Origin of the sequence: Polaribacter batillariae (assembly GCF_017498485.1) — a bacterium.
Lineage (GTDB): Bacteria > Bacteroidota > Bacteroidia > Flavobacteriales > Flavobacteriaceae > Polaribacter > Polaribacter batillariae.
This window is the reverse complement of sequence record NZ_CP071795.1, coordinates 2964253-2979198: the sequence shown is the minus strand read 5'-3', so window position 1 is coordinate 2979198 and position 14946 is coordinate 2964253. Positions and strand designations below refer to the sequence as shown.

General features: G+C 30.7%; 11 protein-coding genes. 8 read left to right on the top strand and 3 right to left on the bottom strand.

The features are described 5' to 3' along the window. Positions 1-144: 144 nt before the first annotated feature. Together JL193_RS13185 and JL193_RS13180 are read left to right on the top strand one after the other, a co-directional pair. Positions 145-6795, top strand: a complete 6651-nt coding sequence (locus JL193_RS13185; protein ID WP_207971241.1) for an alpha-2-macroglobulin family protein — start codon at positions 145-147, stop codon at positions 6793-6795. A 93-nt stretch (positions 6796-6888) separates the two neighbouring features. Further along, positions 6889-7368 (top strand): hypothetical protein, encoded by a 480-nt coding sequence (locus JL193_RS13180; RefSeq protein ID WP_207971240.1) that lies wholly within the window; start codon positions 6889-6891, stop codon positions 7366-7368. 242 nt (positions 7369-7610) lie between these two features. Here the strand turns inward: JL193_RS13180 and JL193_RS13175 are convergent, their stop codons facing one another. Both JL193_RS13175 and JL193_RS13170 read right to left on the bottom strand, forming a co-directional pair. Further along, a complete protein-coding gene (locus JL193_RS13175) occupies positions 7611-8126 on the bottom strand; it encodes a DUF4136 domain-containing protein (RefSeq protein ID WP_207971239.1) in 516 nt (171 codons plus the stop codon). Between the two features lie 2 nt (positions 8127-8128). Further along, a complete protein-coding gene (locus JL193_RS13170) occupies positions 8129-9121 on the bottom strand; it encodes a M28 family peptidase (RefSeq protein ID WP_207971238.1) in 993 nt (330 codons plus the stop codon). Between the two features lie 165 nt (positions 9122-9286). Between JL193_RS13170 and kdsA the strand changes: the two genes are divergently transcribed. Beyond that, positions 9287-10105 carry a 3-deoxy-8-phosphooctulonate synthase gene (gene kdsA, locus JL193_RS13165; RefSeq protein ID WP_207971237.1) on the top strand — a complete coding sequence of 273 codons (819 nt, stop codon included), beginning with the start codon at positions 9287-9289 and terminating at the stop codon, positions 10103-10105. A gap of 284 nt (positions 10106-10389) precedes the next feature. Further along, a complete protein-coding gene (locus JL193_RS13160; RefSeq protein WP_207971236.1) occupies positions 10390-11343 on the top strand; it encodes a transglutaminase domain-containing protein in 954 nt (317 codons plus the stop codon). A 1077-nt stretch (positions 11344-12420) separates the two neighbouring features. On the opposite strand, the gene JL193_RS13155 is transcribed toward JL193_RS13160, so the two are convergent. Then, a complete protein-coding gene (locus JL193_RS13155) occupies positions 12421-12792 on the bottom strand; it encodes a DUF1801 domain-containing protein (protein ID WP_207971235.1) in 372 nt (123 codons plus the stop codon). Positions 12793-12844: 52 nt separating this feature from the next. On the opposite strand from JL193_RS13155, the gene JL193_RS13150 reads away from it, so the two are divergent. The 4 genes from JL193_RS13150 (at position 12845) to JL193_RS13135 (ending at position 14946) form a co-directional block, all read left to right on the top strand. Next, the gene (locus JL193_RS13150) at positions 12845-13420 is read left to right on the top strand and encodes a hypothetical protein (protein ID WP_207971234.1); all 576 of its coding nucleotides are present in this window, start codon (positions 12845-12847) and stop codon (positions 13418-13420) included. A 67-nt stretch (positions 13421-13487) separates the two neighbouring features. Beyond that, the gene (locus tag JL193_RS13145; RefSeq protein ID WP_207971233.1) at positions 13488-14096 is read left to right on the top strand and encodes a hypothetical protein; all 609 of its coding nucleotides are present in this window, start codon (positions 13488-13490) and stop codon (positions 14094-14096) included. Positions 14097-14125: 29 nt separating this feature from the next. Continuing rightward, positions 14126-14422 (top strand): winged helix-turn-helix domain-containing protein, encoded by a 297-nt coding sequence (locus tag JL193_RS13140; protein ID WP_138536230.1) that lies wholly within the window; start codon positions 14126-14128, stop codon positions 14420-14422. 50 nt (positions 14423-14472) lie between these two features. Beyond that, a complete protein-coding gene (locus tag JL193_RS13135; RefSeq protein WP_207971232.1) occupies positions 14473-14946 on the top strand; it encodes a Coq4 family protein in 474 nt (157 codons plus the stop codon).

Here is a 14946-nt window from a genome sequence, read left to right as displayed (position 1 = left end):
ATACAAAAGCTTTCAACAAAAATGATTATTTTAGAGGTAAACTCAACTTAAAATTGGTTTTACTCGCTAAAAAGTAGCGTTTACTAATTTAGGCTTGTTTTAAAACCCGATTTATGTTTGCTTTGTTACGAAAAATCTTCGATTATGAAAAACACAACAATACCCTTTTTATTAATGATATTATTTTCTTTAACTACATACTCTCAAAATAATTACGACAAACTTTGGACAGAAGTCGAAAAATTAGAAGTTGATGGTTTGCCAAAATCAGCATTAAAAATGGTAGATAAAATCTACGATGCTGCAACAAAAGAAAACAGTGCGCCACAGATTATAAAATCGCTTTTTTACAAAAGTAAGTTTGCTTTAACGTTAGAAGAAGATGCGCAGTTAAAGGTAATTAATAATTTTAAAGAGCATATTTCTAAAAGTAATTTTCCTACCAAAAACGTATTACAAAATGTGTTGGCAAATTTATATTGGCAATATTATACTCAAAATAGATATAAGTTTTACAACCGAACCAATGTTTCTTCAAAATCTCAATTAGATCAAAAAGATTTTAGAACTTGGGATTTGAATACGCTTTTTAAAGAAATTCATACCTACTATAAAGCTTCTCTTTTAAATGAAAAAGAGTTGCAAAACATAAAAATTACTGAATTTGCAGACATTCTTCAAATAGAAAAAGATGCCAAAACAGTAAGACCCACATTGTTCGATTTTCTGGCAAATAATGCGTTAACATTTTATAAAACTTCAGAAAATTCGATCAACAAACCTGCATATCAATTCAAAATAGATGCTCCTTCTTATTTGGGTGATGCTTATCGTTTTTCCAATATAAAAATAACTTCGAAAGACAGTTTATCGCTTCAAATGAATGCTTTAAAAGTATATCAAAAATTAATTTGTTTTCATTTGAGCGAAAGTAACACTAATGCCTTGGCAGATATAGACATTCAAAGACTTCATTTTGTAAATAACAATGCTACTTTTAGTCATAAAGAAACCATTTTAATATCAACATTAAAAAATTCGAAAGAAAAATATAAAAATGTTGAAGCCAGTGGTTTGTATGGGTATGAGATTGCGAATATTTATAAAAATCAAGCAAATCGTTTTAAATCAGCAAAAGAAAACAGATTTAAAAATAAAGATGCCATTGCCATTTGTAATGAAGTTATTAACCAATTTCCAGAAAGTTTAGGAGCAAAAAAATGCAAGGTTTTAAAAGCTCAAATCGAAGAAAAAACAATTCGTATTCGTGCTGAAAAATACATTCCTATTGATAAAAATTCGAGGTTAGAAATTGATTATAAAAATATTGATACACTTTATTTTTCTATTTATAAAATAAGTAAAAATGATATTCTCAAATTAAATAAAACCTATAAAAGTGAAGATAAAATAGCTTTTATCAACAAATTAAAATCATCTGAAAATTGGAATAACAGCCTAAGAAACGAAAACGATTATTTACAACACACTACAGAAGTTATTGTACCGAAATTAAAAAACGGAATTTATTTAGTAGTCGCTTCCGAAGAAAAAGAATTGAGTAAAAACAACATTTTTGGAACAACTACAATTCAGGCTACAAATTTAACGTTGGTTCAGAATACGTTTAACAATACTCATAATTACCAAATTGTAGACAGAAATCATGGAGAACCAATTAAAAATGCTGAGATTCATTTAGAGAACGAAAAAAGGCAAAGAGGTGCTCATATCAATAAAAAACTCATAACAGATAAAAATGGGTTTGCTTCATTTAAAAGTTATAATTACTATCAAAATGTAGAAATTTCTGTAAAAACAAAAAATGATATTGCCACTTTTGGGAATCAGTATTTACGAGAAAATGATAGGAATTATAATAATCAGACAGCGAAAACATTTATAAAACCCTTTATTTTTACTGATAGAAGCATTTATAGACCTGGACAAACAGTTTATTTTAAAGCAATTGTTCTTAAAAAACAGGGAGAAAAATCTGAAATTTATAAAAATGAGTTTGTAAAAATTGTTTTAAAGGATGTAAATAATCAAGAAGTAAAAAAGTTGAATTTAAAACTGAATGAATTTGGTACTATTGCTGGTGAATTTATCTTACCAAACAATGGGCTAACAGGAAATTTTAGCATTTCTGTTGACGAAAGTTTAGAAGAAGATAGTAATGAGTATTACAGATTCGACTATCAAAATTCCATTACTATTTCTGTCGAAGAATACAAAAGACCAAAGTTCGAAACCGGTTTTAAACCTATAACAGAAACTTTTAAAATTAACGATTCTGTAACCATTAACGGATTTGCCAAAGCATTTTCTGGAGCCACAATTACAGATGCAAAAGTGGTTTACAGAGTGCATCGAAAAGTACAATATCCAAATTGGTATTATTGGCACAGACCAAGACCAACTTCGTCTTCACAAGAAATTACAAATGGAGAAACCACTACCAATACTTCTGGAAATTTTTCCATACAATTTAAAGCTTTGGCAGACGAAAGTATCTCCAAAGAAAATTTACCCGTTTTTACTTACGAAATTACAGCAGATGTAACTGACGTAAATGGCGAAACTCGCAGTGCAACAAGCATTGTAAAAGTTGGGTATCATGCTTTATTAGCTACAATTTCTATGGAAGATCAGTTAAATAAAAATTTACCAGAAAACAAATTAACCATCGAAACAAAAAACTTGAATGGCGAATTTGTACCTGCAAAAGGAACCCTTAAAATATACAAATTACAAGCACCCAAAAGCGTGCAAAGGCAAAGACCTTGGAATGTTCCATTTTATCAAGATATTTCTGAAAATACCTTTCGAAAATTATTTCCAAATGAAGCATATTCTAAAGAAGAAATGGAAGAGAAAAATTGGAAAAAAGGACAACTTGTTTTTAGCACTAATTTTAATACTGAAAACGAGAAAGAAATCAGCTTAAAAAATATAAATAAATGGGTTTCTGGAAAATATATGGCTGTTTTAGAAAGTGAAGACAAATTCGGACAAACAGTAAAAGACGAAAAAAAGTTTTCAATCTTTTCTAATGATGATAAAAAAGTAGCCGACAATAAATTATTCGTTATAAAAACCGATAAAACGATTTATAAAACCGGAGACGAAGTATTGCTTCAAGTAGGCTCTGCTTCAAAAGACATTACAGTTGTGGTTCAAATTGAAAAGCATCATAAAATTGTAAAAACACATTTAATGCATTTAAACAACAGCATAAAAACCTTAAAAATTCCTGTAGAAAAAGAAGATCTTGGCGGTTTTGCTATTAAATATCACTTTGTAAATTACAATTATTTCGAAAGTGGAAATTTGTTAGTTAATGTTACTGAAGTACTAAAAAACATAAAAATTGAAACCAATATTTTTAGAGACAAGCTACAACCTGGAGCAGAACAAACTTGGAGTTTTACCATTAAAGACGATAAAAATAATGCAGTCGCATCTGAAGTTTTAGCCTCTATGTACGATGCTTCTTTAGATCAATTTAAGCCTCATAACTGGTTTTTTAATCCGATTACTCCAAAGCAAACATATTATTCGTATCAAACAAGTTCGGCAAATTATAGTTTTGGAGTTAATAATTTTAATATTCAGAACAATAACAGGCCATATTATGGTTTTCCAAATATTAGTTACACAAGTTATAACTGGTTTGGCTTTAGTTTAAATAACAATAATTGGTTAAGTAGAAGTTATTTACGACAAATTGAAAGAAAGTTAAAAAGTTCTAGAAAAAATTTTGATGGAATTGTAAGTGGTTTTGTTGCAAACGAAAATGGAGAACCATTGCCTGGAGCTTCAATTATAATTAAAGGCACGACTTTTGGAACAGAAACCGATTTTGACGGAAATTATTCTCTAAAAATTAAAAAAGGAGATGTTTTAATTTTTAGTTATTTAGGCTATAAAACTGAAGAAATTACGGTAAATAATTACAAAAATTTAGATATTAAATTAACCCCAGACGAAAGTGCTTTAGACGAAGTTGTTGTAACAGGTTATGGAAGTCAAAAAATAAAATCGGCTACAAGCGCTGTTTCTATGATGAAGGTTGAAACAGAAAATGTAGAAATGGGTTCTTCTCTTCTTGAAGAAAAAGTTGCGGGTGTAACTGTATCAGAAAATTCTAAAATAAGAGGCTTATTTACTATTTCTGATGGTAAAACTCCTTTATATATTGTTGATGGAAAAGAAATTTTTGCAGAAGATGTTAAGAAATTAAACCCTGCAGATATTGCAGAAATAAATGTTTTAAAAAATGCTGAAGCCACTTCGCTTTATGGAGAAAAAGGTACAAATGGAGTGGTAATTATCACCACTAAAAACGCCATTAATAATCGATTATCGCAAGTAAAAGCAAGAACCAATTTTAACGAAACCGCTTTCTTTTATCCGCAATTAAGAACCAATAAAAACGGAAAAGTGAGTTTTACATTTACCATGCCAGAAGCTTTAACAAGATGGAAATTGCAATTATTAGCCCATACAAAAGGATTAAAATGGGCGACAAAAACCATGCAAACAGTTACTCAAAAAGAGTTAATGCTGGTACCCAATGCACCCCGTTTTTTACGTGAAGGAGATAAAATTACTTTATCTGCAAAAATTACAAATCTTACCAATAACAAACTGTCTGGTTTTGCAAAATTAATCTTAACAGATGCCATTACTGGAAAAGACATAAATATTGAATTAAAAAATACAAATTCCAATAAAAAATTTACAGTCGATAAAGATGGAAATACTAGTGTTTCTTGGAATTTATCAATTCCGGAAACTGCACAAGCAGTTCAATATAAAATGGTGGCAAAAGCAGGCGATTTTTCTGACGGAGAACAAAATGTTTTACCTGTTTTATCGAACAGAATGTTGGTTACAGAAACGCTTCCTATGTGGATTCGCGCGAACCAAACCAAAACATTTACGTTAGATAAATTAAAGAAAAATGCATCATCAACCTTAAAAAACCACAAATTAACGCTAGAATTTACTTCGAATCCTGTTTGGTATGCGATACAATCTTTGCCTTATTTAATGGAATATCCTTACGAATGTGCAGAGCAAACATTTTCGAGATATTACGCAAATACCTTGGCGAGTTTTGTGGCAAATTCGAACCCACGAATACAGGAAGTTTTTAATGCTTGGAAAAACTCGGATGCTTTGTTGTCTAATTTAGAGAAAAATCAAGCGTTAAAATCATTAATTATTCAAGAAACACCGTGGTTAAGAGATGCGCAGTCAGAAACCGAACAAAAGAAACGAATTGCATTGTTATTCGACTTGAATAAAATGAAGAACGAGCAGGAAAAAGCCCTCAATAAATTACAAGACATTCAAATGAATTCTGGCGGATTTCCTTGGTTTAAAGGAAGCAGATACGAAAACACTTACATCACACAACACATTGCTTCAGGTTTTGGGCATTTGCAAAAATTAGGCGTTACCAATTTTAATGCTTCCACCCAAAAAATGATTGAAAAGGCCGTTTTATTTTTAGATAAAGAGCTTTTAGAGAATTATAAAAAATTGTTGGAAAGAGCAGATATCATTAGACAGAAAGCTAAAACGAAAAAAGAAGGAGAAAAACAATACAATGCCTATTTAGCAAAGAATCATTTGAGTTATTTTACGATTCAGTATTTGTATATGAGAAGTTTTTATGATGCTATTTCTATGAATTCGAATACTAAAAAAGCGAACGACTATTATATAAATCAGTCTGTAAAATATTGGAAAGACTATAATTTATATGCAAAAGGGCAAATTGCACTATCACTTTTTAGAAATGATAAAAAAATAGCTTCTAGCAAAATTTTGGCTTCTTTAAAAGAAACAAGCATTACTTCCAACGAATTAGGCATGTATTGGAAAGAAAACACTGCTGGTTACTACTATTATCAAGCGCCTGTGGAAACACAAGCGTTAATGATTGAAGTGTTTTCTGAAGCTGGTGTCATTTCGACAGAGCCTAAAAGTGCGACGAGAAATCTCCATAATATTGATAACTTAAAAATTTGGTTGCTAAAAAATAAGCAAACGAATCGTTGGAAAACCACAAAAGCAACTACAGAAGCTGTTTATGCGTTGTTGTTAAATGGAAGTGATTGGGTGTCAGTAACCGAAATGGCAGCCATTAAAGTCGGTAATAAAACGATTGACCCAACAAAAATGGACGATGCAAAAGTAGAAGCTGGAACTGGTTATTTTAAAACTTCGTGGAATGGTGAAGAAATTACGCCTGAAATGTGCGAAGTTACTATTAACAAAAAAGGAAACGGAATAGCTTGGGGAGGCTTATATTGGCAGTATTTTGAGGATTTAGATAAAATTACTTCCGCAGAAACTCCATTAAAACTAAACAAGAAACTCTTTAAAAAAGTAAATTCTAACACAGGAAAAAAATTGATAGAAATTACAAATAAAACCAAATTAGAAGTAGGTGATTTAATAACTGTAAGAATAGAATTGCGTTCGGATAGAAATATGGAATTTATTCATATGAAAGACATGAGAGCTGCTGGTGTAGAGCCAATAAATGTACTTTCTAAATACAAATGGCAAGATAATTTAGGCTATTACGAAAGTACAAAAGACGCAGCTACCAACTTCTTTTTTGACAGGCTACCAAAAGGAGTGTATGTTTTCGAATACGATGTAAGAGTAAACAATGCTGGTAACTTTAGCAATGGAATTACCACTATACAAAGCATGTACGCACCTGAGTTTAGTAGTCATTCTAAAGGTGTTCGTATAAGCGTTCAAAAATAAAATTCATTTGTAGTAATGAAACATTGAAATGAGTTCATTTTTATTGAATAATAAGTTTATTTTTGTCGCTCAATCACATATAAAATATAAATTATGAAAAAAACACTTTTAATTATTGGTCTTTTAGTTGCTGGAGCATTTTCGGCAAACGCACAAAGTATTTCTAAAAACGCAATTGGTTTACGTATCGGGGATAACGATGGTTTTGGAGGAGAAATTTCTTACCAAAGAGCCTTAGGAAGTAATAACCGATTAGAAATTGATTTAGGTTTAAGAGACAACAAAAATTACGACGGTTTTAAAGCTACTGGTATTTACCAATGGGTTTGGAACATAGATGGTGGGTTTAACTGGTACGCAGGTGTTGGTGGTGGTTTAGGAAACTACAGTGGTAAAGGAAATAACGATTTTTCTGAAACATTTGTTTTTGCTGCTGGTGATATTGGTATTGAGTACAACTTTCCAACTGCACCAATTTTACTTTCTTTAGATTTAAGACCTGAATTTGGTTTTGGAAACAATTTTAACGATTACGATAATGATATCGCTTTTAGTATTAGATATCAATTTTAAGAATAACTATTAAAAACACTAAGAGGCTGTCTCGAAAGTATTAAAATTTGTCATTTCGACTGTAATTTTGTCATTTCGACTGTAATAGAGAAATCTTATTTATTGAATTTCAGTGTTTTATGTTTTTCGATAACTTCGTTAGCTACTTTCAATCAAAATATATTTTGATTTTAGTAATGCTCAAAACGACAATTAAATTTACTTTTGAGACAGCCTCTTTTTTTTTTGCTTACACCAATTTATTATTTTGGCGGATATTTTGCTAAAATTTTCTGAATTGCCTTCGATAAATACAACTCTCTTTCTTCTGGTTTTCTGCTTTCTTTTATGGTTGAAATTAAAGAAGCTTCCCAAAAAAGCTCGTTGGTTGTTGCATTTACAAATTCAATAATAATTTCTTCATTTAGTTTTTTCCCACCAATTGGAATACCTCCAGAGATACCAAATCCGCCATTTCTACCTCCACTGCCAATACCAATGCCAATAGTATTTCTATTTTGCGCCTCTGTAACTTTTGCTTTTATATTGATAAAAAAATCTGGATTTTCAACTTTTGTTAAACCCAATTTCGATAATTCACTTTCTAAAATTGCAGTTGCTCTTTTTACATCAAACTCATTTAAGCCATTGCCAACATCTTCAAAAAAATGAAAACTTTTAAATTGAGAGAAATCTATTTTTTTATCATAATCATAAATAACTTTAGAAGTTCCGCAACTCATCAACAATAACAAAAAGAAATATTTTACAGCTTTCATTGTTATTTTTTAATTACAACTCTTGTTGGTGTATCTTTTCCATTAATAATACTTTCAGTTCCTTTCGCAACTGCTTGTATGGTTTGTGTAATTACTGTCATATTCAAAGTTTCTGCTTCATCTGAAACCTGGTGATAATCTTTATCTACATCAATAGGCGTTGTCGAAAAAGTATGCGATGGAACCCCTAAACGTGCCAAAGAAGCGTTATCGGATCTAAAAAATAAATTGTATTTTTTATAAGGGTCTGGAAATAATTGATACCCTGTTCCTTCTAAATTCTTTTGAATAATTTTTCCAAAATCACTTCTTTCAAAACCAGTTAACCAAGCTGTGTTTGGTCCAAAACTTGGCGTTTTTCCTATCATCTCTAAATTAATTCCTGCAACAAATTTGCTGGCATCAATACCTTTTCCAAAATGTGTAGAACCAATTAAACCCATTTCTTCTGCAGTAAAAGCAACAAAAACAATCGTTCTTTCGTTACCAACTTCTTTAAAATATTTTGCCAAAGCCAAAACACCAGTAACCCCAGAAGCATCGTCGTTTGCACCATTATAAATTAAGTCTCCTTCTCCACTCTTTTTCACTCCTAAGTGATCGTAATGTGCAGAAACAATTACATATTCGTTTTTTTTACTTTTTCCTTCTAAAACACCAATTATGTTGCATGTTGTAATATCTTTTCCAGTTCTTCTGTTTTTAAAAGTAAACGTTTGCCTGTAATTTTCTAAGTCTCCAAACGTAGATAAACCTAATTTTTGAAACTCATTTTCTATATAAACCGCGGCTTTTTCTATGCCTGGAGTTCCAGTTTTTCTTCCTTCCATATCGTCGGAAGCCAAAGTATATAAATGCTTTCTAACCAAATTAGAGTCTATAAAAACGGTAGCATCTGCAGATTTAGAACTATTTGTTTTTGGGGTTGCTTTCTTAGAAACATTACAAGAAGTAAAAAATACTAAAGCTAAAACTAAGGTTACTATTTTTTTCATTTTATTGGGTTTTAAAAGCATAAATATAGCGAATTTAATTAGAAAGCGATAAAACTTATCAATCGAAACTTGCGCAGGCTTTACTCGTTTCAGCATTTCAGAATCTAAAAATCTAGCGTTTTAAAACGCTTAATTTTTGCGTATTTTTGTAAAAAATTATATCAAATGGATTTATCTTTAATACCCAATATAAAACACACAAATTCTAATAACTTCTTTTTGTTGGCTGGTCCTTGCGCTATTGAAGGAGAAGAAATGGCATTAAGAATTGCAGAAAAAGTAATTACAATTACCCATAAATTAGAAATTCCGTACATTTTTAAAGGAAGTTTTAAAAAAGCCAACAGAAGTAGAATTGATAGTTTTACTGGAATTGGAGACGAAAAAGCATTAAAAATCCTAAGAAAAGTTTCAGAAACCTTTCATGTGCCAACTGTAACAGATATTCACGAAGTTTCGGATGCTGTAAAAGCGGCTGAATATGTAGATGTTTTACAAATTCCTGCTTTTTTGGTTCGTCAAACAGATTTGGTGGTGGCTGCAGCAAAAACAGGCAAGGTGGTCAACCTAAAAAAAGGACAATTTATGAGTCCTACTGCGATGAAACACGCTGTGCAAAAAGTAAAAGATGCAGGTTCAAATAAAGCGTGGATTACAGACAGAGGCACCATGTTTGGCTACCAAGACATGATTGTAGATTTTAGAGGAATTCCGGAAATGCGCGAATTTGCGCCCACCATTTTAGATGTTACACATTCTTTACAACAGCCAAACCAAACTGCTGGAGTTACAGGCGGAAGACCAGAAATGATAGAGACCATTGCCAGAGCTGGAGTTGTAAATAATGTAGATGGTTTGTTTATAGAAACCCATTTCGACCCTACAAACGCAAAAAGCGATGGTGCAAATATGTTGCACTTAGATAATTTAGAAAATTTGTTAACGAATTTAGTTGCCATTCGTAAAACGATAAATAACTTATAGAAAATTTATTTTAATTATTATTTGGGCGTTCGAGCGGGCTTTCCATTATATCTTTTTAGTTTTGTTCTCGATACAAATTTGTTCATTCTTCACAAATTTACTCGAACCGACAACTAAAAAGGATGCCATTTCAATCCCTAACGCACTTACTCAAACCCAATAAAAAATACTTTTTCAGATTCTTCAGATTTTCAAAAATTAAAGGGTTTCTTTTTGTAGAAACCTCACAAAGACAAAAAAAGGCACAATAATTGTTTCTATAAAATTGTTTACGTTTTATAAATATGAAATATCTTTTTACTCTCTTTTTATTGATTTCAATTTCTGCAAATTCTCAAGATTTTGCAACTGTAGATGCGAAAGTTTCAACATATCCTCGTTTTTCTAAAGTAGAAGATTTGGCCAATCAAATCGATAAAGATTTTACCGAAGACCAAGAAAAAGCAAGAGCTGCGTTTTTTTGGTTGGCAAAAAACATTCGGTATAATTTAAAAGAATTTTACAATCCTAAACAAAGAAGCATTCGTTTTAGGTATGCATCTAAAACCGAGAAGCAACAAAAACTACAAGCTGCAAAAGACAATTTGGTTGCTACAACCTTTAAAACAAAACAGGGTGTTTGCGAAGAATATGCACAATCTTTTAAGAAAATATGCGATTTATTAGGTTTAGAAGCCGAAGTTATAAAAGGTTATACAAGAAATTCACCTAATGAAATTGGAAGACCTGTAAACACAACAAACCATGCTTGGAACGCTGTAAAACTAAATGGAGAGTGGCTTCTTCTAGATGCAACCTGGGCTGCAGGTTACGAATATAATGGAAAATGGATTCGTAAATTTAACGACTACTTTTACAACATTGCGAAAGAAAAAATATTTAAAACTCATTTTCCTGATGATTCTTTGTGGGTTTTACGTTTTGGTAGAATGTCGCTTTTAGAGTTTTACAATCAGCCTATTTATGGACACAATTTTTTAAGCTCAAATACTAAATTAATCTCACCGCAAACAGGAATTATTAAAGTCGAAAGTGGTAAAAACATCATTTTAAAATTTAAAAATTTAGCTGTAAACTCTTCAATCATTTATAATTTTAAAGGTTATAAATATGCACAAAAACCTATTTCAAAAACAGAAAACGGAATTACTATTTTATCAATTCCTAACCCCAAAAAAAATTCTGAATTGTATTTATACTTGAATAATGAGGTTGCGCTTCAGTTTAAGACGAAGTAGTTTGGGTTTCTCTCAAAGGCGAGAAGGTTTAGATTCAAAGTTCGGTTCTAAATTCTTAACACCAATTTGTTATTTCGTAGAAATCTTAACACAGTGTTTTGCATCCTTGCCTGAGACGCTTACAGCGTGACAAACTGCGTGGAGAAAACAGTCCCAAAAAACTGAATGATTATTTATTTTCCTCGTAAATATGTAAAACCACAAAGTTTAAGGTTTAGAATTTGGTTTTAAATTCTTACCACCAATTTGTTATTGCGTAGAAATCTTAACACTGTATTTTCTCACTCTTGCCTGAGAGGCTTACAGCGTGACAAACTGCGTGGAGAAAACAGTCCCAAAAAACTGAATGATTATTTATTTTCCTCGTAAATATGTAAAAACACCAAGTTTAAGGTTTAGAATTTGGTTCTAAATTCTTACCACCAATTTGTTATTGCGTAAAAATCTTAACACTGTATTTTCTCACTCTTGCCTGAGACGCTTACAGCGTGACAAACTGCGTGGAGAAAACAGTCCCAAAAAACTGAATGATTATTTATTTTCCTCGTAAATATGCAAAAACACCAAGTTTAAGGTTTAGAATTTGGTTTTAAATTCTTACCACCAATTTGTTATTGCGTAAAAATCTTAACACTGTATTTTCTCACTCTTGCCTGAGACGCTTACAGCGTGACAAACTGCGTGGAGAAAACAGTCCCAAAAAACTGAATGATTATTTATTTTCCTCGTAAATATGCAAAAACACCAAGTTTAAGGTTTAGAATTTGGTTTTAAATTCTTACCACCAATTTGTTATTGCGTAAAAATCTTAACACTGTATTTTCTCACTCTTGCCTGAGACGCTTACAGCGTGACAAACTGCGTGGAGAAAACAGTCCCAAAAACTGAATGATTATTTATTTTCCTCGTAAATATGCAAAAACACCAAGTTTAAGGTTTAGAATTTGGTTTTAAATTCTTACCACCAATTTGTTATTGCGTAGAAATCTTAACACAGTGTTTTGCATCCTTGCCTGAGATGCTTACAGCGTGACAAATTGTGTGGAAAAAACTGTTTGACAAATTTGGTAAATAACCTCAACTTCTTTTGTAAAACCCTTTGTCTTTTAATTGATGTGCTTCTTCTAAAACTGTTAATAAAACCTCTTCATTAATATCATCAATACTTTTATAACGTAACGATTTTACAACTTTTCTGTTTTCTGAAATTAGCAACTCATTATATTTTGTTAAATGTGCAGACACCCAAAAAGCTACATCTACGTACCCTTTTTTCTTAGATGGATTTAAATAACAAAAAGGTTTATCATCTAAATAATAAAAAGGTATTTTCCATTTAAACTGTAAATTTGCATTTGGAAAACTACTTTCTATTAGTATTTGTAAATGCGACAAAATAGATTTGTAAGGTTCTGGTTGTTTTAAAATATATTCTTCTGCTGGTTTCATATCTTACAACTTAGGAATCATTTTTTGTATATTTACGAAAGTTATAAAAATTTTGAATATTAATTCTCTTATGCACGATAATTTCTCTGTAAACTTTTCTCTAAAAGGAATTACAAGTATTTTAATTGGTTTATACATTTTTATAGCTAGTTATGCCATAAAATTTATTTTAGATGGTTTTCTTATAGATAATAGTACAGTAGGAATGTTATCTATTGAATTGATAGAAATGATTGTTTTTTTCTTAGCTTTTTTCGTTTTTTTATTTTCTTCTTTGGCTTTTTTCTTTAGAGGAAAAAGATTGGCTAAAAGATTTCGATATACATTGTGGAATCAAAAAACAAAAGTTGCTTTTTGGAAATATATTATTTCTATTGTTGCTATCTTTTTAGTTTTATTTCTTCTAAAACAACAAGGATATATCGATTTTATTACGCCTATTTTTTTAATTCTTTATGCGGTTTTACTTTTTTTATTCCGAAACAAAGAAAACAAAAATTACCTTATTTTACCTGCACTTTGCCTTGTTTTAGGAACATTGTGTTTCTTAATACCGAGTTATTGGTATGCTTCACTTAACATTCTTGGAATTGCACATATTACTTACGGAGTTGTAGTTCGTAATTAATTTTATGACATTTTTATTGCATAAATGAATTTTTATATTTTACTTTGTATTTCAAAGTTCTTTAAAAATGAGTTCAGAAAATTATTTAAGAGACATATCCGAAATTAAGCATCTAATGAATAAATCGTCGAAATTTATTTCGTTAAGTGGTTTGTCTGGTATTTTAGCAGGTATTTATGCGCTAATTGGTGCAGGATTTGCCTATTGGTTGGTTGCCCAAAGTGAAAGCGGATATTTAATTTTAGACGGAAAAGTTTTTCGTTTGATTCTTTTAGACCTTATTTTAGTAGGTTTTTTTAGCATCGGAACCGCCATTTATTTGACGACTAAAAAAGCAAAAAAGAACAATCAGAAAATTTGGGATTCTTTAACCAAAAGATTGTTAACCAGTTTTATTGTACCACTTTTAGCGGGAGGAATTTACATTGTTATTATTCTGAATCAGCAACGTTATGGACAAACTGGTGCATTAATGCTTCTTTTTTATGGGTTGGCTTTGTTAAGTGCCTCTAAATATACTTTGGGAGACGTAAAATATTTAGGCTATACACAAATAATAATCGGACTAATTTGTGCCATTTTCCCAGTGTATGGATTTTGGTTTTGGGTGCTTGGTTTTGGAATTATGCATATTGTTTACGGAACAGTTATGTATTTTAAGTATGATAAGAAATAGCTGTAATTTAGCAACGAAAAATTTTCTATTTGAAAAACATCATCTTACATATAAACAAGGCTTTCGACCATAGAATTAGATTGGGAATTATGTCTATTTTAATGGTAAACGAATATGCCGATTTTAACACACTTAAAGAGCTATTAGGCGCTACAGATGGGAATTTGGCTAGCCATACAAAATCACTCGAAAAAGTAGATTTTATAAAAGTAGAAAAGCAATTTATTGGCAGAAAACCAAACACAAAATATTATGCTACAGAATTAGGAAAACAAGAATTTAAAAAGCATATAGAAGCACTCGAAAAATTAATTAAAAACAAATAAACTTTTTTTTACTCACTTACTTTGTATTTCAAAGTTCTTTTAAAAATAAAATGAGAAAAAAATTAATTTACTGGTTATTTGAGCATTCACAAAGAATGTATATCAAATTTAAAAACAAAAAACCTTGGGGAATTACCAGTAGCCAGCTACTAAAATATCCAGAGGGAACTTTTGGAAACGAACTTGGCTCCTTTCTTAACAAAAACGGATTCGAATTATTACCAAAAGTAGAAAGACACGATGCATACCGTTTAATTACGGGTTATGGAACAAACGTAGAAGATGAAATTGCCTTACAATATCTATGTTTTGGCAATGGTAAAAGAAGTTTATATCTCTTTGGAGTTGTAATTATTGGCACTCTCATTTTACCAGAATTTGCAAACTATTATTTAAAATCTTACAAATTGGGTAAAAAATGTAACCCATTTCATCATTTAGATTATCAAAAACTTTTAAATCATCCTTTGGAAGATTTAAGAGAAATTATATTCAATAAACAACAAATTTTACAAATACAATAA